This window comes from Flavobacterium sp. C3NV (assembly GCF_046825355.2).
Lineage (GTDB): Bacteria > Bacteroidota > Bacteroidia > Flavobacteriales > Flavobacteriaceae > Flavobacterium.
The window spans coordinates 142,095-165,091 of record NZ_JBKQBJ020000016.1; the positions used below are offsets into that span (position 1 = coordinate 142,095).

Annotated in this window: 17 protein-coding genes; 10 read left to right on the forward strand and 7 right to left on the reverse strand. The window is 35.1% G+C overall.

The window, feature by feature from the left end; translation table 11 throughout:
- Window positions 1-8 precede the first annotated feature (8 nt).
- Window positions 9-2,432, reverse strand: coding sequence for an ABC transporter permease (locus ACIDC4_RS20180; RefSeq protein ID WP_412044281.1), 2,424 nt, complete (start codon window positions 2,430-2,432; stop codon window positions 9-11).
- A 3-nt stretch (window positions 2,433-2,435) separates the two neighbouring features.
- A complete protein-coding gene (locus ACIDC4_RS20185) occupies window positions 2,436-3,149 on the reverse strand; it encodes an ABC transporter ATP-binding protein (RefSeq protein ID WP_412044282.1) in 714 nt (237 codons plus the stop codon).
- A gap of 281 nt (window positions 3,150-3,430) precedes the next feature.
- On the opposite strand from ACIDC4_RS20185, the gene ACIDC4_RS20190 reads away from it, so the two are divergent.
- The 8 genes from ACIDC4_RS20190 to pdeM all read left to right on the forward strand — a co-directional run bounded on the left by ACIDC4_RS20190 (window position 3,431) and on the right by pdeM (window position 15,092).
- The gene (locus tag ACIDC4_RS20190; protein WP_412044283.1) at window positions 3,431-4,783 is read left to right on the forward strand and encodes a sigma-54-dependent transcriptional regulator; all 1,353 of its coding nucleotides are present in this window, start codon (window positions 3,431-3,433) and stop codon (window positions 4,781-4,783) included.
- A gap of 203 nt (window positions 4,784-4,986) precedes the next feature.
- Complete coding sequence (locus tag ACIDC4_RS20195) at window positions 4,987-6,321, forward strand: sensor histidine kinase (protein ID WP_412044284.1); 1,335 nt, start codon at window positions 4,987-4,989, stop codon at window positions 6,319-6,321.
- A gap of 72 nt (window positions 6,322-6,393) precedes the next feature.
- Window positions 6,394-6,771, forward strand: coding sequence for a response regulator (locus tag ACIDC4_RS20200; protein WP_412044285.1), 378 nt, complete (start codon window positions 6,394-6,396; stop codon window positions 6,769-6,771).
- A 565-nt stretch (window positions 6,772-7,336) separates the two neighbouring features.
- The gene (locus ACIDC4_RS20205; RefSeq protein WP_412044286.1) at window positions 7,337-7,942 is read left to right on the forward strand and encodes a hypothetical protein; all 606 of its coding nucleotides are present in this window, start codon (window positions 7,337-7,339) and stop codon (window positions 7,940-7,942) included.
- A 7-nt stretch (window positions 7,943-7,949) separates the two neighbouring features.
- Window positions 7,950-8,993 (forward strand): ligase-associated DNA damage response exonuclease, encoded by a 1,044-nt coding sequence (locus ACIDC4_RS20210; protein ID WP_412044287.1) that lies wholly within the window; start codon window positions 7,950-7,952, stop codon window positions 8,991-8,993.
- A gap of 219 nt (window positions 8,994-9,212) precedes the next feature.
- Complete coding sequence (locus ACIDC4_RS20215) at window positions 9,213-10,814, forward strand: ATP-dependent DNA ligase (protein WP_412044288.1); 1,602 nt, start codon at window positions 9,213-9,215, stop codon at window positions 10,812-10,814.
- A 1,176-nt stretch (window positions 10,815-11,990) separates the two neighbouring features.
- The gene (locus ACIDC4_RS20220) at window positions 11,991-14,450 is read left to right on the forward strand and encodes a ligase-associated DNA damage response DEXH box helicase (protein WP_412045651.1); all 2,460 of its coding nucleotides are present in this window, start codon (window positions 11,991-11,993) and stop codon (window positions 14,448-14,450) included.
- 6 nt (window positions 14,451-14,456) lie between these two features.
- Window positions 14,457-15,092: a ligase-associated DNA damage response endonuclease PdeM gene (pdeM, locus tag ACIDC4_RS20225; RefSeq protein WP_412045652.1), complete on the forward strand. Its 636-nt coding sequence runs from the start codon at window positions 14,457-14,459 to the stop codon at window positions 15,090-15,092.
- Here the strand turns inward: pdeM and ACIDC4_RS20230 are convergent.
- The 3 genes from ACIDC4_RS20230 to ACIDC4_RS20240 all read right to left on the reverse strand — a co-directional run bounded on the left by ACIDC4_RS20230 (window position 15,084) and on the right by ACIDC4_RS20240 (window position 18,370).
- The gene (locus tag ACIDC4_RS20230; RefSeq protein WP_412045653.1) at window positions 15,084-15,590 is read right to left on the reverse strand and encodes a hypothetical protein; all 507 of its coding nucleotides are present in this window, start codon (window positions 15,588-15,590) and stop codon (window positions 15,084-15,086) included. The two genes, pdeM and ACIDC4_RS20230, sit on opposite strands and share 9 nt — an antisense overlap.
- 571 nt (window positions 15,591-16,161) lie before the next feature.
- Complete coding sequence (locus tag ACIDC4_RS20235) at window positions 16,162-17,025, reverse strand: helix-turn-helix domain-containing protein (RefSeq protein ID WP_412045654.1); 864 nt, start codon at window positions 17,023-17,025, stop codon at window positions 16,162-16,164.
- A 118-nt stretch (window positions 17,026-17,143) separates the two neighbouring features.
- A complete protein-coding gene (locus ACIDC4_RS20240; protein WP_412045655.1) occupies window positions 17,144-18,370 on the reverse strand; it encodes a PQQ-dependent sugar dehydrogenase in 1,227 nt (408 codons plus the stop codon).
- Between the two features lie 445 nt (window positions 18,371-18,815).
- Between ACIDC4_RS20240 and ACIDC4_RS20245 the strand changes: the two genes are divergently transcribed.
- Together ACIDC4_RS20245 and ACIDC4_RS20250 are read left to right on the forward strand one after the other, a co-directional pair.
- A complete protein-coding gene (locus ACIDC4_RS20245) occupies window positions 18,816-19,478 on the forward strand; it encodes a FadR/GntR family transcriptional regulator (RefSeq protein ID WP_230039140.1) in 663 nt (220 codons plus the stop codon).
- Window positions 19,479-19,523: 45 nt separating this feature from the next.
- A complete protein-coding gene (locus ACIDC4_RS20250; protein ID WP_412045656.1) occupies window positions 19,524-20,756 on the forward strand; it encodes an MFS transporter in 1,233 nt (410 codons plus the stop codon).
- A 101-nt stretch (window positions 20,757-20,857) separates the two neighbouring features.
- Here ACIDC4_RS20250 and ACIDC4_RS20255 read toward each other — a convergent pair whose 3' ends face one another.
- Together ACIDC4_RS20255 and ACIDC4_RS20260 are read right to left on the reverse strand one after the other, a co-directional pair.
- Complete coding sequence (locus tag ACIDC4_RS20255; protein WP_412045657.1) at window positions 20,858-21,883, reverse strand: NAD(P)-dependent alcohol dehydrogenase; 1,026 nt, start codon at window positions 21,881-21,883, stop codon at window positions 20,858-20,860.
- A 168-nt stretch (window positions 21,884-22,051) separates the two neighbouring features.
- Window positions 22,052-22,993: a PorP/SprF family type IX secretion system membrane protein gene (locus tag ACIDC4_RS20260; RefSeq protein ID WP_412045658.1), complete on the reverse strand. Its 942-nt coding sequence runs from the start codon at window positions 22,991-22,993 to the stop codon at window positions 22,052-22,054.
- Window positions 22,994-22,997: the final 4 nt, after the last annotated feature.

A 22,997-nucleotide genomic window follows, 5' to 3' on the forward strand; every position in this document is an offset into this window, starting at 1 on the left:
TTTATATCTTATTCGTATTTCAGGTATTTCAAAATATCAATTTTCGTTGCCTGATAAGCTCTTGTAAGCACCACTAATAACGTTAAGAACAATAAAGCAGTAAAGCCAATTATAAACGGATAAACAGAAATAGTAATTCTGTAAGCAAAATTCTCTAACCATTTATTCAATAAATAATAGACTGGAAATAAAGCTATTAAAAATCCTATGATACTAAAGATCACATATTGTTTACAAAGTTCTTTTAATAAAACATTTGTTTCCGCACCTAGTGTTTTTCGAATGGCGATTTCTTTCATACGTCTTTCGATAGAATATGAAGCGAGAGCAAATAACCCGAAAAGGGCAATTACGATAACAACAACATTCAATAAAGAGAAAAGATTCTTTTGCTTTACATAACTGCTATAAGACTTTTTATATTCTTTGTCTACGAAATCATATAAAAACGGATATTCTGTATCTACTTTTTTTGTCCAGAGATTTTCTATATCAGCTATGGTTTGCTGCATGGTTTCAGGATCTGCCGTAATATAAATATTGTTTAAAATTCCTGAAAACCAGGGTACGGTTTTAAAATGGAAAAAAGACATTGGAGGAATTGGATCTCCCGGATTTCCTATATTAAAATCTTTTACAATCCCAACAATAATGGCATCTTGTCCGTTCCAGTGCAATTTTTTTCCTATCGGATTTTTTTCATTTAATAGTTTTAAGGCCGTTTCATTAATTAACATTGAAGCAACAGTATCCTGCGCAAATTTAGGACTCAAATAACGCCCTTTTACGATTTTTATTTTCATCATTTCCAGCAGTCCAAAATCTATTGGTACATTATTTCCGTCAATATTTCTGTCTTTATAATGATATGATATTACAGATTTTGCCCCACTTCCAAAAACAAAACCACCTCCTGCAACTAGTTGTACTCCTTTTATGTGCTTCAATTGGTTTTGAATAATACTATATCGTTCAAAACGGTCTTTATCAGTTATTCCGTCGCCGTAGATATTTCTGTAGGAGATATTAAGGATTTGTTTTCCGCTAAACCCAAGGTCTTTGGAGTTCATAAGCTCTATTTGCTCATACACAATATAAGATCCAACAATAAAGAAAGCCGCAATAGCAAATTGAAAAATCAGCATTCCGTTTCTAAGCCAGACACCGCTTTTGCTTCTTCCAAAATTTCCTTTTAATACTTTTAGTGCTTCAAAATTAGAAACATACACTGCAGGAAATATTCCGGCAAGAATAACAGTCAAAATAAATATAGCCACAAGCTGCAAATAGAACTGACCACTTTGCAATACGAGCGTTTTTTCTAAAAAAGCATTATAATAAGGCAGAGAAAGCTCAACAATAACAAGCGATATCAAAATTGAAAATAACGAAATGATAGCGGTTTCAAAAATAAATTGCTTGATTATAGCTGATTTTGAAGCTCCGATAATTTTACGCACTCCAACTTCTTTCGCTCTCTTTATCGCATTTGCTGTAGCTGAGTTAACATAGTTTACAATAGATAGAATTAGAATTAAAACAGATAATCCTACCATGATTAGCAAAAATTGAAGATTGCCGTTTGCTTCTATCACGCCACTGGTTTTAGTATGTAATCGTATAGAGGATAATGACTCTAACCCCGGTTTTACCTGGCCATATTTCTTAATAAACTCTTCAGGTGAAATACCCTGATCTTTTGCAAAAAGGGCGGTCATGTTGTCAAAATATAATTTTTGAAGATTTTGAATCACTCGTTGCTGTCCATTAGGGTTCTTTAATTTTAACAACAGAACAAATTGAAAATTACCCCATTGCTGAATCGTTTGTTTTATTCTTGCATCTAAAAAATTAACTACGCACGAAGGATTATAAACTGATTTTTTATCCAGTTTATAAACACCTCTTACTATTAGGTTTTTACCCTGCAGCACAATTTGTTTGCCCACGGCAGGTTGGTTTCCGAAAATCTGAATCGCCAAATCCTGCGACAAACAAATGCTGTTTACATCTGGTAATGCATTTTTTGCACTTCCTTCAATAAATTGATAAGGGAAGTAATCAAAGAAGTTTTCTTGAGCCTCAATTATTTTATCCGATTGCACTTTTTTATTATTAAAGCGAATAATATCATTGCTATAGTAACCGCTTAGATAACAGTAAGATTCGACTTCAGGGCTTGCGTCTTTTATAGCAGATCCTATTGGTGCTGAACTTGAAGCCCAATAGGTAGTCGCATCCATTTGATTGGCTACTAAAAATATATTGTCTTTATTGGGATTCCATTGATCATAAGAATGTTCGTCGTTCCAATATAAAATCGCAAAAATTAAACCTGCAATTCCAATACTCAATCCCAAAACATTCAGGGCTGTAAAAACCTTATTGTTTTTGATATGATAAATAAATATGTTGATCCAGTTTTTTAGCATGATTTAGTTGATTGAGTTAGTTACTAAAACATCTACATTTCTATGATTCATTTTTTCTGAAAGTATGATTCCATCTTTCATTAAAATAGTTCTTTGAGAAAATGAAGCATCATAATCTGAGTGAGTTACCATCAGGATCGTCGCTCCGCTGGCATGAAGATCTGTTAATAATTCCATCACTTCATTTCCGTTTTTACTGTCCAGATTTCCTGTAGGCTCATCGGCAAGAATAATCGCCGGATCATTGATTAAAGCTCTTGCAACGGCAACACGTTGCTGCTGACCTCCTGAAAGTTGTTGTGGATAATGTTTCAAACGATGCGAGATACCTAATATCTTTGCCATCTCGTCTACTTTTTTCTTTCTTTCTGATGATGGAACGTTGTTGTAAATCAGTGGTAATTCGATATTATCAAAAACCGATAATTCATCAATTAAATTAAAATTCTGAAATATGAAACCAATGTTTTCTTTTCTGGCTTTCGATTTTAGATTTTCTTTCAAGCCAATCATTTCCTGACCTAACAATTCGTAGCTTCCGCCAGATGCGCTGTCCAGTAAACCAATTATATTTAATAAAGTCGATTTTCCGCTTCCGGATGGTCCCATAATCGATACAAAATCGCCCTGATTTATGGTTAATGAAATTTCGGTTAAGGCATTTGTTTCTACTTCTTCGGTTCTAAAAATTTTAGAAAGCTTTTTAATTGTGATCATACTAATTTGATTTTTGATGTTTGTTTTTCTTACTGAGAATTTTATTGCCGAAGTAAAAAACAGATCCTAAATTAAGATAATTGATAACATAATCTATAAATATCTATTTTTGTTACATTTACCAGCAATAATGATTCTCATACTTGATGATTTACTAATCTAATTGTGATTTTCATGCCAAAAATTTAAGATTTGTAACTATCTAATTTTTAAATTTTTATTTTTTTACAGCAATCTAAAGTGTCCATTATTGGACAGCTTTCGTCCAAAACCGAACAACAATGAAAAAGACAAATGCCTCAATTTTAATCATAGACGATCAGGAAGACATCCTTTTTGCGTCGAAAGTGTACCTGAAAAAGTATTTTGAAGACATTTATACCCTTAATAATCCAAAAAATATTGTCGAATTATTGTCAAAAAATAGCATTGATGTCGTTTTGCTCGACATGAATTATCGAATAGGTTTTGAAGACGGAAGAGAAGGTTTGTATTTATTGAAAGAAATAAAAACACTTTCGCCCAAAACAGTTGTGATTTTAATGACTGCTTTTGGCAAAGTCGAAACCGCTGTTGAAGGTTTAAAAAACGGCGCTTTTGATTATATTTTAAAACCCTGGGAAAATAAAAAACTTTTGGAATCTGTAAAACAAGCCGTTGACAAATCGCGCAAAGAACAGAAGAAGGAAAAAAATATTGAAATTGAAAATGGCTTTTTTATTGGAACTTCGGAGATTATAAAAAAAGCATATTCCCTGGCGGATAAAGTCGCCAAAACCGATGCCAATGTTCTGATTTTGGGCGAAAACGGAACCGGAAAATTTGTTCTCGCTCATCATATTTACAAACAATCCGAAAGAAAAAACAATCCTTTTATTGCCGTTGATTTAGGATCTTTAAATTCTAATATTTTCGAAAGTGAACTTTTCGGTTATGCAAAAGGCGCTTTTACAGATGCGAAAGTGGATACGCCAGGACGTTTTGAAATGGCACAAAATGGCACTATTTTTCTGGATGAAATTGGGAATGTTCCGCTGCATTTGCAATCTAAATTACTGCAGGTGATCCAGACTAAAACAGTAACCCGATTGGGCGAAACAAAAGCAAGACCATTAAACGTGCGCATTATTACAGCAACCAATTTAAATCTAAAATTAGAAGTTGCAGAAAAAAATTTCCGTGAAGATTTGTATTATCGTATAAATACTATGGAGATTGTATTGCCTCCGCTAAGAGAACGTAACGAAGACAAGATTCCGTTAGCCGAATATCTGTTGGATAAAATGATCGAAAAATACGGAAGAGACGAAATTACTTTTGATAAAAAAGTACCGGAACAAATCGAAAAACACGCTTGGAACGGAAACATTCGCGAGATGGAAAACAAAATCGAACGTGCCGTAATTTTGTGCGAAAACAATAAAATTACAATTGCTGATTTAGATCTTGAAACCATAACCGCTTACGAAGAAAATCACGATGATATTCAGCTTTCCTCTGTAGAAAAAGCTGCGGTCGAAAAAGCATTGCTCAAAAACAATAATAATATCAGTAAAACTGCCGAAGAATTGGGTTTGTCAAGAGGTTCTTTGTACCGCCGTTTAGAAAAATATAATATCAAAACAGATGAGTAACACCAATTTACTTCGTCCGTTCGCTATCGCTCGGGTCACTAATTGACACTAATTTTTGTTTGTGGAATTAATTTCACAAACAAAGTTTAATAATAAACTTTGTGTTTAAAATTGATTTATAATACTTGTGTCCAGATTATAGCACATGAGAAAAAATGAAAGCTTTCAAAGTTTTTAATCCTCAATTTTTAATTAAAAAAAATATGTTTAAAACATTTCAAACCTATAAACTGCTTTTTATACGATTAATTTTAATTGTTGCGACGATTGAACTTTCGATTTATTTTTTTAAAAATGGTTTTGTTTTTACCGGAGTATTTGGACTTTTTATTGTTTTTCTCATGATTCGTGAAATGTTTTTTTACGTTCGCAATTTTGTTCTCATTTATAATAAAACCATTTCTTCGATATTACAAGATGATTTTAGTTCTGATTTTTCGAAACATAAATTCAATACAAACTATAGTGACTTATTTCTTTTATATGACACTTTAAAAAGCAAACAAAACGAACAGATTTCAAAAGACATCATCTATCGTTCTATTTTAAATAATATCGAAACCGGAATTATAATTCTGCAAAAACAGGATAACGATTGGAATATTTTTTTAATGAATGACTACTTTTCGACACATTTTAATGTACCAAAAGTATCGAAGTGGAAATACCTGAAAAACCAATTGCCATCGCTTTGTGAAATTATTGAAGAAGATAATTTTCAGGAAATAAAGACATCTATAGAAATTAGCATTAACGAACAAAACAACCAAACCTTTGTTTTGCAGGCTTCGAGAACCGAGATTTTCGAACAGGATTATTTTATTGTTTTATTAGATTCAATTCAGAATGTAGTCGAGAAAAAAGAGAAAGAAGCCTGGGCAAATTTGATGAAAGTGATCTCGCATGAACTCTTAAACTCCATTACCCCTATTCGTTCTATTTGCCAGAATTTACAGGATTTGGTTGAGCAGGATTCAATGTCAGATGAAGATCTTGAAGATGTAAAAAACAGCGTAACCACAATGTTAAGGCGAAGTGACCATTTGCAAAAGTTTGTCGAAGGGTACCGAAAACTGGCGATGCTGCCTTCTCCTAAAAAAGAAAAAATAGAATTGCAGCACTTGATCGATACTTGTCTTCAGGTTATGAATCCTCTATTTAAGGAAAAAAATATTGAGGTCATTAATAACATTGCTTTCAAACGATTTATAAACGTAGATTCTCAGCAAATAGAACAGGTATTGATTAATCTGCTAACGAATAGTTTTCATGCTCTAAAAGACACTTTACAAAAGCAGATTTTAATTTCGGCGGAAGCCAAAGAAAACCGAATCTTCATTAAAATTACCGACACCGGAAACGGAATCGAAAAAGAAATAGAAAACAAAATATTCCTGCCTTTTTTTACCACAAGACCAGAAGGAGCCGGAATTGGCCTGACCTTGTCTAAAAATATTATAGAAGCTCATGGCGGTTATATCTCGCATAAAAACGAAGATGGTAAAACTACTTTTGAAATTTCCTTAATTGAGGATTAAACATTTATATTATATAACATCTGCATAAAATTATATAATCAAAAGTTGCGGAATTTAAAATAATTTCATGGAATGAAAAATACAGTAATTTTATTAGTGGATGATGACGAAGATGACTGCGAACTTTTTATCGCTGCGATTGCTTCATTAAACAAAAATATACTCACTACAATCTCCAATAATTCTCTTGAAGCATTAAACAATTTAAAAGCAGCAACTGTTTTGCCTGACTTTATATTTCTCGATATGCAAATGCCTTATTTAAGCGGTGCCGAATTTATACAGGAATTACGAAAGGTTCCTGAACTAAGTAAAATTCAGGTTGTCGTATATTCTTCACATTCGCATGAAATCTTAAAAAAACTAACGAACGAATTTAGTTCGGTACAAATATTTACTAAGCCTAATAATTTCCAGGATTTGGTGAGTACGCTTGATGGTATATTGTAATTATTTTTTAATATATCAATTCTCTACGCATTTTTGTCATTTCGACGAAGGAGAAATCCTCGTAAGAAACTCGACAAAGATCGGCTTTTAGCAATGGAGCTACTTGCGAGGATTTCTCCTTCGTCGAAATGAAAATGATTGTGGTTAATCACAATACGTTTCCCAAGGTTGAAACCTTGGGCTATATTTGATATTTGAAATCTATAATTTACTCTGCGTATTTTTATTCGTTTCTACGAAGGAGAAATCTCCACAAGAAGCTCGACAAAGATTAGCTTATTTGAATGTAGTTACTTTCTAAGATTCCTCGTTCGTCAGGAATCACAATGATTATGCTATTAGTGAAAAACTAAAGTTACTTAAATTCTTGTGTTTCAATCATTAGCACGTTATAAAGTATCATTCTTTATTCTATATTCTTTATTCTATATTCTTTATTTTTTATTCTTTATTCTAAAATCCTAATCAGAAATCATGTAACATTTTGGAAAAAAAGTATAAATTCTAAACTCGGTTCACTTAGTAACTTTGAGTAAAGTATTTTATCCTTAACACCTTAATTGCTATGTTACTACAATTTATATCCAATTTATTCGAAAGCGACGAAACTGATCAAAATCCGTACGATATTGTAATTCAGATTAATGATAAAGTGTCACCTTTAGACCGAAGAAATCTTTATATGTTGCCTTTACATGATTTCTTATCAGAAAATAACTATGGTGAAATTTCCGGTGGCGGAATACTTAAAGAAGAGCCGGGAGAAATTATCTTTTGTGATATTCATGTCAAATTTTATCAGGAAGAAATTAGTACAGCCGTTTTAAACGACATTATTAATTTTGTCGAAATTTGTGGCGCTCCAAAAGGATCAAAAATTATAATCGAAAAAACACATCAGGAAATTCCGTTTGGTAAAAACGAAGGAATTGCTATTTATTTTGATGGCGGAAATGATCACCAAAAAGATCAGGAAGATTATAATGTTGACTTCGTACAATCTGAAATTTCGAAATTAACCAATACATCCCAGGAAAGATACTGGAAAGGAAACTCAACCACCGCTTTGTATTTTTACGGAAAATCTTTTGATACCATGAAAGACGGCGTGTCTGATTTTATGCATACATATCCCTTGTATAAAAGTGCAAGAATTGCTCAAATAGCTTAATCAGGTTATGAAAGTCCCGTTATTAGCTTTCAACGACAAAGGTATATATTGCCAGCAGGCAGATGTATACCTCGATCCGTGGCGTCCGGTTACCAACGCTATTATTACGCACGGACATGCTGATCATGCGCGTTGGGGACACAAAAATTACATTACACATTATGACAATGTGCCTATTATAAAACACCGTTTGGGCGATATTAATGTTTCCGGAAAAGACTGGAACGAAACTTTTACGGTAAATGGCGTGAAATTTTCACTTCATCCTGCAGGTCACGTCATTGGTTCTGCACAAATACGCGTAGAATACAAAGGCGAAGTCTGGGTTTTTACCGGCGATTATAAAACCGAAGATGACGGAATTTCTGTGCCACACGAAGTCGTAAAATGCAATTCGTTTATCACAGAATGCACGTTTGGATTACCCGCTTTTAAATGGACACCTCAGGCCGAAGTCATGACAGATATAAATAATTGGTGGGCAGAAAATCGCGCCGAAGGAAAAACGTCTGTTCTCTTTGGATATTCGTTAGGAAAAGCACAACGTTTATTAAAATACCTGGATCCTAATATTGGAACAATATATACGCACGGAGCGATCGAAAATATGACGGAAGTTTTACGCCCATTAGTCGATTTTCCGGCCACAATAAGAGTCACATCAGAAACTAAAAAAGAAGATTTATTAGGAAGTATTGTCCTTGCTCCACCAAGTGCACACGGTTCGACTTGGATCAGAAAAATGACTCCGTTTGTGACAGGTTCTGCCAGCGGATGGATGACTTTTAGAGGTGCCAGACGAAGAAGAGCTGTAGACAGAGGTTTTGTTTTAAGCGATCATTGCGACTGGACGGGTTTACTGGAAAGCATTAAAGCAACCGGAGCCGAAAAGGTCATTTGTACCCACGGATATTCGGATATATTCTCGAAATATTTACAGGAATTAGGGTATGATGCAAGAACTGCTCACACGCAATATGAAGGGGAATTGGGAGAAATGGATAGTAAGAAAGATGTTGAGGAAGAAAAAATAGAAGAGCAAAGAGAATAGATGCAAGAAAAAAGAGGATAAAATATAAACTTTACGAGTTTTTTTTAAACACATAGAAACATAGGATTTTTAATGTTTGTAAAAGAATACAAAAAAGAAACACATTTCTTTCACATAGCAAATACTCAAAAATTAAACTCAATGATTATAAACCTTTTGACTTCTAAAATCTAAGCCATAACTCATAACCCATAACCCATAACTTTTAACGCTAAAAACATGAAAAACTTTGCCGAACTTATAAAAGCGCTTGACAGTTCTAATAAAACTTCGGTAAAAGTAGATGCTTTAACCAATTATTTCATTAATGCCAGTAATGAAGACAAAGTCTGGACAATTGCTATTCTTTCGCACCGTCGCCCTCCCCGACCTGTAAATACTACTTTATTGCGATTATGGGCGAATGAACTGGCGGATATTCCTCTTTGGCTGTTTGAGGAAAGTTATCATATTGTGGGCGATCTTGCCGAAACTATTGCTTTGATAATCCCGACTACAAAAGAACATTCTGATAAAAGTTTAACCGAATATCTTCAGGAAATTATTGCCCTGAAAAAGAAAACAGATATCGAGAAAAAAGAATATCTGCACGAAAACTGGCTGGCACTTAATTACTACGAACGTTTTGTTTTTACTAAATTAATTACCGGTAGCTTCAGAATCGGCGTAAGCCAAAAATTAATGACGCGCGCCCTTTCTAAAGCCGAAAATATTGATGAAGATTCATTGGCACATAAATTAATGGGCGATTGGAATCCGAACACGATTACTTTTCAGGAATTAATTTTAGACGAACAAAACAGCGATTATTTATCGAAACCTTTTCCGTTTTATCTCGCTTATCCTATCGAAGGTGAACCTTCAAACTTAGGAAATCCCGAAGATTGGAGCGCGGAACACAAATGGGACGGAATAAGATCGCAAACTATTATTCGTGATAATGAAATATTTATCTGGAGCCGCGGAGAAGAATTGGTAACCGATAAATATCCTGAATTTGCTTCTTTTATTGGAATTATTCCTGATGGAACGGTGATTGACGGAGAAATTCTTCCCTTCATAGAAAATGAAATCGGAACTTTTAATGATCTGCAAACCCGAATTGGACGTAAAACTGTTTCGGCTGCGATCCTTAAAAAGTCACCTGTAATTATAAAAGCCTACGATTTATTAGAATGGAAAGGTCAGGATATTCGAAATCTTCCTTTTGAAGAAAGACGTATAGTATTGGAACAATTGTACGAAGATATTAAACACAATGATATTCCGCTGCAACTTTCTGAACGGGTTAAATTTTCAACCTGGGAAGAATTGACGGAGGAAAGGTTGCGTTCCCGCGAAATGAAAAGCGAGGGTTTGATGATTAAAAGAAAAGATTCGCCTTATCTCGTAGGAAGAAAAAAAGGCGATTGGTGGAAATGGAAAATTGAACCTTTAGTAATTGATGCCGTCCTCACCTACGCCATGCGCGGTCACGGACGACGTTCGAATTTATTTACCGATTATACTTTTGCCCTTTGGCATAATAACGAAAATAACGAACGTGAATTGGTCACATTCGCGAAAGCCTATTCCGGTTTAACCGATGCTGAATTTAGAATGGTGGACGATTGGATTAAGAAAAATACGCTGGAACGATTTGGCCCCGTTCGAAGTGTAACGCCTCAATTGGTTTTCGAAATTGGTTTTGAAGGGATTGCGCTTTCAAAAAGACATAAAAGTGGCATTGCAACACGATTTCCGAGGATTTTAAGATGGCGACATGATAAAAAAATCGATGAAGCTAATTCTATTGAGGATTTGAAGAGTATGATTTTATAGTTAAGAATTGCGAGATGGCACGCGGATTACGCGGATTCGCTAAAGCGAAAACACAGATGAACGCGGATTTTATTCTTATTTTCTTTTTCTATCCGGATTTTTTGTCATTTCGACGGATGAGAAATCCTCGCGAGAAGCTCGACAAAGATTGACGATTTTAGGAACGGAATTTTTTAATGCGATTTCTCCTCTGTCGAAATGATAAAATTGTGGTAAAAAAAATGGCACACGGATGACACGGATTCGCAAGCGAAAACACGGATGAGCACGAATTTTTTATAGAGTAGTTTTAAAGCTCCAGAGGAGCGTAATATTTATAGAAACTATGAATGTGCTAGAAAAACAGCTCTAGTGGAGCGATATATAAAATTTTAATTAATGCATAATATGTCACCCCGATGGGGTTCTAAAAAATAAACTTATAAATTTCTATAAATATGACGTCCCGCTGCGACTAATTTAAAAAACCGGTTTCTTAATTTTCTTTGATAAAACAAAACTTAATGAACTTAATATCTTAATGGTAAAAAAAAATGGCACGCGGATGACGCGGATTCGCTAAAGCGAAAACACTGATGAGCGCGGATTTTTTATTTCTTGTTTTAAAGCTCCAGAGGAGCGTAATATTTATAGAAACTATGAGATTGTGCCAGAAAAAGAGCTCCAGCGGAGCGATATATAAAATTTTAATTAATGCATAATATGTCACCCCGATGGGGTTCTAAAAAATAAACTTATAAATATCTATAAATATGACGTCACGCTAGGATTAATTTAAAAAACCGGTTTCTTAATTTTCTTTCACAAAGCAAAACTTAATGAACTTAATATCTTAATGGTGAAAAAAAATGGCACACGGATGACGCGGATTCGCAAGCGAAAACACAGATGAGCGCGGATTTTTTATAGAGTAGTTTTAAAGCTCCGGAGGCGCGTAATATTTATAGAAACTATGAGATTGTGCCAGAAAAAGAGCTCCAGCGGAGCGATATATAAAATTTTAATTAATGCATAATATGTCACCCCGATGGAGTTCTAAAAATAAACTTATAAATATCTATAAATATTACGTCCTGCAGGGACTAATTTAAAAAACCGGTTTCTTAATTTTCTTTGATAAAGCAAAACTTAATGAACCTTAATATCTTAATGGTAAAAAAATAATAGCAAAGACAAATGAACAGAGAGCAACTTTTTGCGGTAGCAAATGAATGGTTTGAGAATCAGGGATGGAAACCGTTTCCGTTTCAGACTCAGGCATGGACTGCTTTTTTGCAAGGAAAAAACGGTTTACTGAACGCTCCTACGGGCAGCGGAAAAACCTATGCGCTCTGGTTGCCTATTGTTCTCAATTACATAAAAAATAATCCCGATTATAAAACCAAACATAAACCCGGTCTTAAAGCAATTTGGATTACTCCTTTACGTTCGCTTTCGGTTGAAATAAAACAAGCTGCTGAAAGAGTCGTTAATGATTTGGGAACCCAAATGACAGTTGGAATTCGGTCTGGAGATACATCTGCAAGCGAAAGAGCCAAGCAAAAAGGAAAAATGCCTGATTTATTGGTTACCACTCCGGAAAGTTTGCAATTGCTTTTGGCAACCAAAGGATACGACAAAATATTTGGTAATTGTACCGCAATTGTTATTGACGAATGGCACGAATTATTAGGTACAAAACGAGGTGTTCAAACCGAATTGGCTTTATCCCGACTAAAAACTATTGCGCCAAAAATGCGTATTTGGGGAATCTCGGCTACGATTGGAAATCTGCAGCAGGCGCAGGAAGTGTTACTTGGTGTAGATTCAGAAGCTTACAATAATTCGGTTTTGATAAAGGCTCAGATTCATAAAAAAATAAAAGTCATTTCGATTATTCCGGATAAAATGGAAACCTATCCGTGGCGCGGACATATGGGTTTGCATCTGATTGATGAAGTGGCAAAAATTATAAAAGCAAGCAAAACGACTTTGATCTTTACGAATGTACGTTCGGCTTGCGAAATCTGGTTTCAGCGATTGCTCGAAAAATATCCTGAATTTGCAGGAGAAATGGCGATGCATCACGGAAGTATAAATCGTGAAACGAGACTTTGGGTCGAACAAGCTATTAGAGACGAAGAACTAAAAGTTGTGGTTTGTACTTCAAGTCTGGATCTTGGAGTTGATTTTGCTCCCGTAGAAACTATTATTCAGGTTGGTGGGCCAAAAGGTGTTGCCCGCTTTTTGCAAAGAGCTGGACGAAGCGGACACCAACCGGGGAAAGAAAGTGTAATTTATTTTCTGGCAACGCATGCGATTGAATTAATAGAAGCTTCGGCATTGAAAAAAGCGGTTGAAGAGAATGTTATTGAAGATCGTGTTCCCTACTTGAACAGTTGGGATGTTTTGGTACAATACCTCAATACTTTGGCGGTTTCTGACGGATTTCTTCCCGATGATATTTTCAAAGAAGTCAAAGGAACATTTTGTTATCAGGCGATTACGGAAGAAAACTGGAATTGGGTTTTGAATTTCATTTCTAACGGAAGTCAAAGTCTGCAAGCTTATGACGAATATAAAAAAGTAGAAATCGAAGAAGGCGGACGTTACAAAATCAACAGTAGATTGATTGCCATGCACCACCGCATGCAAATAGGAACTATTGTAGGCGATGCTGTTGTAAACGTAAAATTTATGAGTGGCGGTTATATTGGTACTATCGAAGAATGGTTTGTCTCGAAATTAAAACCGGGCGATACTTTTATCTTTGCGGGAAAACAGCTCGAATTGTTCCGAATTAGGAATATGCAGGTTTTGGTTCGAAAGGCAGATCCTAAAAAGAAATCGAAAGTAGTAAGCTGGATGGGCGGTCGAATGGCGCTTTCGGCACAAATGAGCGAATTGTTACGTCAGGAATTGTATCGTGCCAATACCGATAATTTATCGCCGGAACTCAAAGCTTTACAACCGCTATTTGCCCGACAAAGAAAGGAATCCATTGTTCCCGGAGACGATCAGTTTTTGATTGAAACTTTTAAAACCAGAGAAGGATATCACGCTATTTTTTATCCATTTGAAGGTCGGTTTGTGCATGAAGCGCTGGCGAGTTTACTAGCTTATAGAATTAGTTTACTTTTGCCTATCAGCTTTTCATTGGCTTATAATGATTACGGATTCGAATTACTTTCTGATCAGGAAATTGATATGCAAAATGTGCTGGATAACAATTTATTCTCGACAGAATATGTACATCATGATTTGCAAAAAAGTCTGAATGCTACCGAAATGGCAAGACGGAAATTCAGGGATATTGCCGTGATTGCAGGTTTAGTTTTTACTGGTTTTCCAGGGAAAATGGTTAAAACAAAACATTTACAAAGCGGCTCTCAATTGCTGTTTGAAGTTTTCAGAGATTACGAACCTGATAACTTATTATTTCAGCAAGCGTATCGCGAAACCTTTGAACATCAGCTGGAAGAAGGGCGTTTGATTATGGCTTTGGAACGAATAAACAATCAGGAAATTATCTGGAAATCGTGTTTGAAACCTACGCCTTTTAGTTTTCCATTAATTACAGATCGATTACGGGAAAAATTATCCAGCGAAACATTAGCAGAACGAATTAAAAAAATGACCGCTTCGTATATGAAGTAATATGATATGACGATTACCATACACAACCAAACGTTTATTTTGCACCCAAGTGGAGCTTTATTTTGGGAAACCAGAAAATTGCTTCTCATATCTGATGTGCATCTCGGAAAAGTATCGCATTTCAGGAAACACGGCGTGGCGATTCCGAATAATGTGGTTTCTGAAAATTTTAAGCGTTTGACCGATATTGTTGATTTTTTTAAACCCGAAAAAATTATTTTCCTGGGAGATTTATTTCATAGTTCTAAAAATAAAGAATGGGATTTATTCGAAAAATGGGTAGAATGCTGCACGAATACAATTATCCTAATCGCAGGAAATCATGATATTATTGATAAAAAACATTACCTGGAACTTAATATTGATGTTGTAGAATTTCTGGAAATCGACGATTTTTTACTCACACATCATCCTACCTTAAAAGAAGGTTTTTTTAATTTTTCAGGCCACATTCATCCCGGAATTATGTTGCGTGGTTTTGGTGCGCAATCTTTAAAACTGCCTTGTTTTTTTCAGAAAGTAAATCAAATGATTCTGGCCGCTTTTGGTGAATTTACCGGAAAACATATTTTAAAACCAGAGCAAAACGATATTGTCTATGCGATTGCAAATGATGAAGTTATCAGAATTAACTTAAACTGATTTTTTAAGGTAAACTTGTTTTTCATCAGTATCACGAGTTGTATCACTTTCATAGTTGAATTCTTGGTATCCTAACGATTTCAAGGTCTCGATTAAAAACGTATCAACTGCAAAAGCTTTTGCCCAAATTAAATCGTATTTTCTTTGTAAAGCGACTTCTTCGGCACGTTTAAAAAGCACGTTAATATCTTCAGGATTGAAGTACACAATATGATCTACACCCATTGGTTTATTGGCATCAAGATTTTGATTCGAAAGTCGGGATGAATTCAGTTTCATAAATGACAACGGATTTTCGCCATCATAAGCCATCAGCATTTCGACTGAAAAATCATTTTGTATTTTGAATAGCTTTTGACTTGAAAGGTTTTCATTGGCGTACTTCTCTCCTATTTCTTTCGAAGAACCAAATAAATCCGAATAGAATTTCAGGGCTTTTTCTTCCATCCAAACTACATTATCATTTATGATTACTACGAATTTTGCTATTTTAGACATATCTTTTATTTTTTTTTATTACTGCAAAGTTGAGATGATTTGATGGATCAGAAAAGAGCTAAACGGCTTTTGTTTTGTTCGAAAAGTCGGTTGAATTAATTGGGATGTCTTTTTAAACACATAGAGACATAGCTTGTTGAATCGCTTAAGAAAGGCGTTTTACTTTTAATAAATCACAATAGCAGCAACTTTAACAATTGAGATGCAGATGCTAACAATTTTATTCGCTTAAAGACAATGCATTGTATTGTCATTGTATTGTCAGGCTGAGCGAAGTCGAAGCCCACGTTTCAATTGGAGCACCCTTCGACTTCGCTCAGGGTGACAATTGGAATGTTTAAATAAAAAAATTAAACCCAAGATTGGGCTAAAAAACTAAAAAAAGAAATCGAAAACGAATAACTACTCCATTCGCTCGTCGCTCGCGAGAGGGATAGAAGCAAGCTACCGAAGTAGCGCGGATAGCCCGACAGCATCCCGATAAGAGGGCGTATAAGCGCATAGTAAATTTGCCCTCTTATCGGGATGGTGACTCGCCCAAAGTATAATTACGTATATACTTTTAAATATACTAAACATTCTTTCTGCGATATTCTAAAGGTGAAATTCCTTCGCATTTTTTAAAAAATCTCCCAAAACCGGATTGATTGGGGAAGTTTAAAGTATCGCTAATTTGATTGATTGTAAGATCTTTGTTTTGAAGTAATATTTTGGCTTCGAGAATTACAATATCGTCGATCCAGTCGCTGGCGGTTTTTCCGCTATTATTTTTAATTACTTCTGATAAATATTTGCGAGATACATTTAGAACATCTGCATAATATTGTACTGATCTTTGGCTTATAAAATCTCTGGAAAGGATTTCTTTGAACTTTTCGAATAAAGGATTTTGAGCTGAATCGTTTGTAATGGTTTGCTTTATAACATCTAATTCGTAAATCAATATATAAAGATAAGCTCTTAGAATAGAAGGCTGATTATCAGAATTATGTTCGATCGATTGTCGTAACAAAGTAAAAATTTGTTCAAACTTAATTTTGTTTTTTCTCTCAAGATTGAAAACGTGCATTTCGCTATTTTCGAAAAAATCATACTGCGAAAGAAAAAAAACATTAGCCTGATTGTGCAGAAAAAATTGAGGCTTGAAAAAGATAATATCGATTAAAATTTCGTCGCTATCTTTTGTAAAACTTCGAATTACCGAAGGTCCTAATGTTAGAATTGCAGGAGCATAAATTACTGTTTTCTTGAGTTTGGTTTGCATTACAATGCTCCCTTTTCGAAGAAATTCTATGGCATAACTTTCTGCGCGATAAGGTTCGCTGATATAAGGATGATCTTTTGCCTGAATATAAAAATACTCTCTATCATTATTGGCATCGGTAAACAAACTTTTGTGATGCTCTAGTGAATATGTGGTTATTTTTGTATTCAATTGTTTTTGCATTTAATCGATACCAAATATAAGGAACTCATTTTGCATAACAAATAATGGCGCCATATAGCGCCATTACAAGTATTCTCCTAAAAGAATATATATTTAAAAAGTGAAACTATTTTTTATCGATTTTGTAAAGTTTTCCACCATCAGTAACGGCGTATAAAGCTCCGTCGTTTCCTTGTGTTATATCTCTAAAGCGTTGGTTTTCTGAAGCCAGAAGTCTTTCTTCGCCAATTACTTTATTGTCTTTTATCGCAAGACGAACAATGTGCATTCCGCTTAAAGCGCCTATAAAAAGGCTATTTTGCCATTCCGGTACACGATTTCCTGTGTAGAACGTCATTCCGCTTGGCGAAACTACCGGATCCCAATAGTAAACAGGCTGTTCTAAACCATCTTGCTGCTGAATCCCTGCTCCTACTTTTTCTCCGCTATATTCGATTCCGTATGTAATTGTTGGCCATCCGTAATTTGCTCCCGCTTTAAGGCGATTGATTTCGTCACCTCCGCGTGGTCCGTGTTCTGACAACCAAATTTCTCCTGTATTAGGATTAAGTGCCAAACCTTGCGGATTTCTGTGTCCAATAGTATATAATTCAGGTAAAGCTCCCGTTCCTGTAAAAGTAGGATTGCCACTTGCTGGCTGACCTTCTTTTGTTAATCGAACTACTTTTCCTAAACCAGATGCTACAGATTGTGCCAATGGTCTAGTTTCTAATACAGAACGTTCTCCGGTACTTACTACTAAGAAACCAGATTTATCAAAAAGAATGCGTCCGCCATAATGAAGATTACTGGCGTTTGCAGGTTTTGCTCTGTAAATTACGGTTGCTCCTTCGATCGTTTTTTCGTCAGTTGACAGTTTTCCTTTGGCTACAGCCGTATTATTTCCGCCTGTTGTTGCTTCGGCATACACCCAGTAAATCATTCTGTTGGTTGCAAAATCAGGATCTATAGTTAAACCTAATAAACCTCCTTGTCCAGAAGCATTTACGGCAGGAATACCTGTAATAGGTGCGCTTAAAACTCCGGCTGTTGTAGCAATACGCATGGTTCCGGTTTTTTCGGTAATTAATAATCTACCGTCAGGAAGACTTTTAATTCCCCATGGACTGCTTAAGCCTGTAGCAATAGCAACTCCCTGATAAGGTGTGTTGGTTTGTACGCCACTAACTCTGGTTTGCCCTTCGAAAGCAGGTTTATAAGTTGTATTGGCAGCATTTCCTTCGACAGGATTGGTGGTTGTGCCCGGATTTACATCGACATCTTTATCACTAGAGCAGCTTAAAAAGGTGATTAGCATACTCGATACAATAGCAATCTGGTTAATATTTCTCATAGTTTTGGGATTTTTATATTAGAATAGATCAAAAATCTTAAATATAAAATAAAGACTGTTATATAATTTATAGGAAAATTTATATAATTAATTGGAAGGCTTGTATTTTACCGCAAAGTTTTTATTTAACCGCAAAGCACGCAAGGATTTTTTTACTGGGCTGAAATAATCTCGCGAAGGCGCAAAGACGCAAAGTTTATATTTTTTTTTAACCGCAAATTTGCTTCGCCTGTTCGCTATCGCTCGAGTCACAATTATCGCAAATTTTTAAGCTGTCAATCTTCGGTTTAGCTTTGTAAACTTTGCATTCTTTCCTTTATCATTAAAAAACTTTGCGAATTTTGCGCAATTCTTAGCGTGCTTTGCGGTAAAAAAATAAGTTCTTTGCTGTTATTTAAAATATTTTTATACATTTGCAATCATCAGATGATATGATAATTCAATTATGGCATTAATCAATAAAAAATCTCTCGCAGAAGAAGTTGCTTCAAAATTACAGGAGCAAATATCGCTTGGTCAGTATAAGATCAATGAGAAGTTGCCTATTGAAGCAGAATTGATGAAAAGTTTTGGTGTTGGAAGATCGTCGATAAGAGAAGCGATGAAGCTACTCGCCAATTCAGGTTTGCTCCGGATTCAGCAGGGAGTTGGTACTTTTGTTCAGGAAGTGACCAGCATACAGGAACCTATGGATCAGCGATTGAAGCGTGCTAGTCTTGAGGATTTAGACGAAGTACGACAATTATTAGAATTGAAAATTGCTGAAAAAGCGGCCATCAACAGAACAGAAGATGATATCATTGCGATGAAACAGCATTTGGCTGACAGAATGAAAACTGCCAATGAAGGTTTACTCGAAGAATGTGTAGAGGCTGATATACAATTTCATATTGCAATTGCTCAAGCCTCAAAAAATGAAATTCTGGCCGATTTATATAAATCTGTATCGAAACATTTAAAAAAGGAGTTTCTTAGAATCTATCCAAACACTAAAATATTTCAGGATACATACGCTATACACGAACAGCTTTTAAAAAATATCATTGCAAAAGACCCAAAAAAAACATGGAATACTGTTGCAAAAATAACAGGACATACTAATTACTAATTTTTTACTCCAATTCATCAGATGATCTGATTTTTTTAATTCATTATGAAAACAAGCACTATTACCCATTCGAAGCAGTTGACCCAACAAACTGTTTTCTCTATTTTATTTACTATTAGCTTAACGCATTTTATTAATGATATGCTTCAGGCTGTGGTTCCTGCGGTTTACCCTATTATAAAAGATAAATTTCATTTGACCTTTAGCGAAATTGGTTTAATTACGCTGACTTATCAACTTACGGCATCTATTTTACAGCCTTTCGTTGGATTTTATACCGATAAGAGACCACGTCCGTATTCGCTAGCCGTTGCGATGGTTTTTACACTTCTAGGTTTGGCGGCCGTAGCAGTGGCTTCAAGTTTTGTAAACATCTTACTTGCTGTTAGTTTAATTGGTGTTGGCTCATCTATATTTCATCCAGAAGCTTCTAGAGTTGCACATATGGCATCCGGAGGAAAGAGAGGATTGGCGCAATCTATTTTTCAATTAGGAGGAAATGCTGGAAGTGCTATCGGGCCTTTGCTTGCGGCTATAATTGTAGTGCCTTACGGACAGTTTAATATTATCTGGTTTTGTATTGCAGCTGCTGTAGGAATCATTATTCTTTCGGGAGTTGCGAAATGGTATCAGGAACATTTAAACCTTAAAGCTAAAAATAAATCGGCTGTAGCTGAAGAAGTTCATCATTCGCTTTCAAAACAAAAAGTAATTTTTTCATTGGGTATTTTGCTGGTATTGATCTTTTCAAAATACTTTTATATGGCCAGTATGACTAGTTATTATACTTTTTACCTGATTGATAAATTCCATGTATCTGTACAGGAATCTCAAATTTATCTTTTTGCTTTTCTTGGTGCCGTTGCTGCCGGAACATTGTTTGGCGGAGCTTTAGGAGATCGTTTTGGACGAAAATATATTATCTGGATTTCGATATTAGGTGTTGCGCCTTTTACATTGTTATTGCCATATGTTTCTCTTTTCTGGACAGGCGTTTTATCCGTAATTATTGGTTTAATTATATCATCGGCTTTCTCGGCAATTTTGGTTTATGCCACTGAACTTGTTCCTGGAAAAGTGGGTCTTATTGCGGGTCTTTTCTTTGGATTGGCTTTTGGTATGGGAGGATTAGGATCTGCTATACTAGGAAAATTAGCCGATGCTACAAGTATAGAATATGTTTTTAAAGTTTGTGCTTTTCTGCCTTTGATAGGGATTTTGACCACCTTTCTTCCGAATATTGAAGGAAAGAAAAAAACTACTGTACAGAAAGATTAAATTGTTTTTTACTAATTCAAATTGTTATATAGAAAAAGCGCTGGATGTAATAATTCAGCGCTTTTTTCTTTGTAAAATAACAAAATGTTTCTTATTTTAAATTAAGGAATTAAAACCGCGCGCCCTTTAATTTTTCCTTGTCGTAATTTGTCATAAACTTCAAGTGCCTGATCTAAATTATATTTTTCAATTTCAATATGAATTTTCTTTTGTATCGCCAGTCCAATTACTTCCATTAGTTCTGTTCTGGATCCCCAATAAGGATTTGTCATACTTACGCCAAAAGGTAATCCATTCATATTATATTCGAATTTTCCTCCGCCTAAACCAACAATTGTTAAATCTCCGTCTAAACCAATTATTTTGGTTCCCAAATCTATTGTAGAGGTAGCACCAACAAAATCAAGAACTACCTTTGCTTTTTTTATTCCTGTAATTTTTTTGATTTGTTCTGCAGCATCTTTATCCGTAGAATTTACTGCATAAGCTGCCCCAAGTTGTTTTGCAAATTCTAGTCTTTCGGGGGTTATATCGCAAGCGATGATGGTCGATCCACACATTTCAGATAAAATCTGCAGCGCTACATGTCCTAGTCCTCCAACTCCAATAACCACCACATATTCATCTGGCATCAATTTATGCAACGAGCGTTTTATAGCAGAATATGGTGTTAATGCCGCATCTGTTAAAGGAGCAGCAATTACAGGATCTAAATCATGAATAGGTACTAATAAACGGGATGAAGGTACTAACATATAATCTGCCATTCCTCCGTTTAAACCTAATCCTCCACCGTAAGCTTGTTCTGATTGATGATCACAATAATTTTCGTTTGAATGCTGGCAGGGCTTACAATGTCCGCATCCCCACGGACCGTATACTAAAACTGCATCTCCTTTTTTAAAACCTTTTACATCTTGTCCTACTTCTTCTACCCATCCTGCATTTTCATGTCCTAACGTAAAGGTTGATCCGGAAACGGTTCCTTCATCGATTATATGTAGGTCCGAATGGCAAACTCCTGCTCCGCCAATCTTTAATAATACTTCATCACCTGAAGGTTTCGGTTTTTCTAAGTCATTTATAATTCTAACATCTTTGTGCCCATAATATCGTACTGCTTTCATAAGAATATATTTATAATTTGATATCATAAATTTACTGAAACCTTATGGAACACAAAAGTTAATATATGATAAATAAAGCTATTCATACGTTAAAAAAAGAAAGGGTACTGCTTCAAAGTTTAACTTTTATTGTGACTTAACTTTTAATATAATTCAGTAGCCAAAAAATTAAAAACCAAGATTATTTGTTGGATCTGTAAAACTGCAACTACATTCCCTGCGGATATTTTTAGATTGTTTAAAAATGTATTTAATGTAAAACTGATGCGATGAGGGTGCATATTTTCCTAATCCGTTGATGTTGTAATCGTATGCATAACCTGCCTGAAAATCTTGCAGAATGTTAACTCCCATCATTCCGGTAATGGCCGAATTCCACCTGTAGGAAGCTCCAAGCCTAAACTTTTCCCTGAATTCAAAATTAAGGGAAAAATCTATTGCCAATGGTGCGTTTTCTACTGCTTTTGCTAATATCGAAGGTTTAAATAAAAAATCATCATTTATACGAGTCTGATAACCCGTCGTAAAATAAATTTGAGGCTTACTTGTAATTGTAGAAGTTTTTATGGTTGGATTGTAACTTTCCTTAATAAAATTAGGCACAGATAAACCAATAAACCAATTGGGTGTATTGAACAAAAGCCCTACTCCTATTCTTGGAGTTACCTGATTTTCGATGTTATTCTGAAAGCTTAAATCGTCAGGATTATTAAGATCAAGACGGCTATAATCTATGTCAAGGATACTCAAACCTGCTTTAAGTCCAAAACTTAACATATTCAGTTCATTTGTATAAATAGTATACGAATAATCTCCGGTAATAATAACGTCCTGGGTTACTCCCAGCTTTTGATTGGTAACATTAAATCCGGCTCCCATATTAAGATCTATGGGAATATTAATATTTAGATTTTGTGTTTCCGGAGCGCCATCAAAACCGGCAAATTGTGTACGGTGAATTAGTAAAACACTTCCGTCGAAAAAGCCGGCAAAAGCGGGGTTAAAACTCGACATATTGAGTTTGTAATCTGAAAATTGTGCATCTTGCTGCGCTTTTGCAGAAAACAAAGTGAATGTAAATAAAAGAGTTGCTATAATTTTGAATTTCATTTGT

What these genes read in the sequence shown, in the direction of transcription:
- ACIDC4_RS20215 (WP_412044288.1), top strand. Translation starts at nt 9,213, where the DNA reads ATGAAAAACTTTGCCGAACTTATAAAAGCGCTTGACAGTTCTAATAAA.
- ACIDC4_RS20185 (WP_412044282.1), bottom strand. Translation starts at nt 3,149, where the DNA reads ATGATCACAATTAAAAAGCTTTCTAAAATTTTTAGAACCGAAGAAGTA.
- ACIDC4_RS20200 (WP_412044285.1), top strand. Translation starts at nt 6,394, where the DNA reads ATGAAAAATACAGTAATTTTATTAGTGGATGATGACGAAGATGACTGC.
- ACIDC4_RS20195 (WP_412044284.1), top strand. Translation starts at nt 4,987, where the DNA reads ATGTTTAAAACATTTCAAACCTATAAACTGCTTTTTATACGATTAATT.
- ACIDC4_RS20210 (WP_412044287.1), top strand. Translation starts at nt 7,950, where the DNA reads ATGAAAGTCCCGTTATTAGCTTTCAACGACAAAGGTATATATTGCCAG.
- ACIDC4_RS20205 (WP_412044286.1), top strand. Translation starts at nt 7,337, where the DNA reads ATGTTACTACAATTTATATCCAATTTATTCGAAAGCGACGAAACTGAT.
- ACIDC4_RS20255 (WP_412045657.1), bottom strand. Translation starts at nt 21,883, where the DNA reads ATGAAAGCAGTACGATATTATGGGCACAAAGATGTTAGAATTATAAAT.
- ACIDC4_RS20190 (WP_412044283.1), top strand. Translation starts at nt 3,431, where the DNA reads ATGAAAAAGACAAATGCCTCAATTTTAATCATAGACGATCAGGAAGAC.
- ACIDC4_RS20250 (WP_412045656.1), top strand. Translation starts at nt 19,524, where the DNA reads ATGAAAACAAGCACTATTACCCATTCGAAGCAGTTGACCCAACAAACT.
- ACIDC4_RS20220 (WP_412045651.1), top strand. Translation starts at nt 11,991, where the DNA reads ATGAACAGAGAGCAACTTTTTGCGGTAGCAAATGAATGGTTTGAGAAT.
- ACIDC4_RS20230 (WP_412045653.1), bottom strand. Translation starts at nt 15,590, where the DNA reads ATGTCTAAAATAGCAAAATTCGTAGTAATCATAAATGATAATGTAGTT.
- pdeM (WP_412045652.1), top strand. Translation starts at nt 14,457, where the DNA reads ATGACGATTACCATACACAACCAAACGTTTATTTTGCACCCAAGTGGA.
- ACIDC4_RS20180 (WP_412044281.1), bottom strand. Translation starts at nt 2,432, where the DNA reads ATGCTAAAAAACTGGATCAACATATTTATTTATCATATCAAAAACAAT.
- ACIDC4_RS20260 (WP_412045658.1), bottom strand. Translation starts at nt 22,993, where the DNA reads ATGAAATTCAAAATTATAGCAACTCTTTTATTTACATTCACTTTGTTT.
- ACIDC4_RS20245 (WP_230039140.1), top strand. Translation starts at nt 18,816, where the DNA reads ATGGCATTAATCAATAAAAAATCTCTCGCAGAAGAAGTTGCTTCAAAA.
- ACIDC4_RS20240 (WP_412045655.1), bottom strand. Translation starts at nt 18,370, where the DNA reads ATGAGAAATATTAACCAGATTGCTATTGTATCGAGTATGCTAATCACC.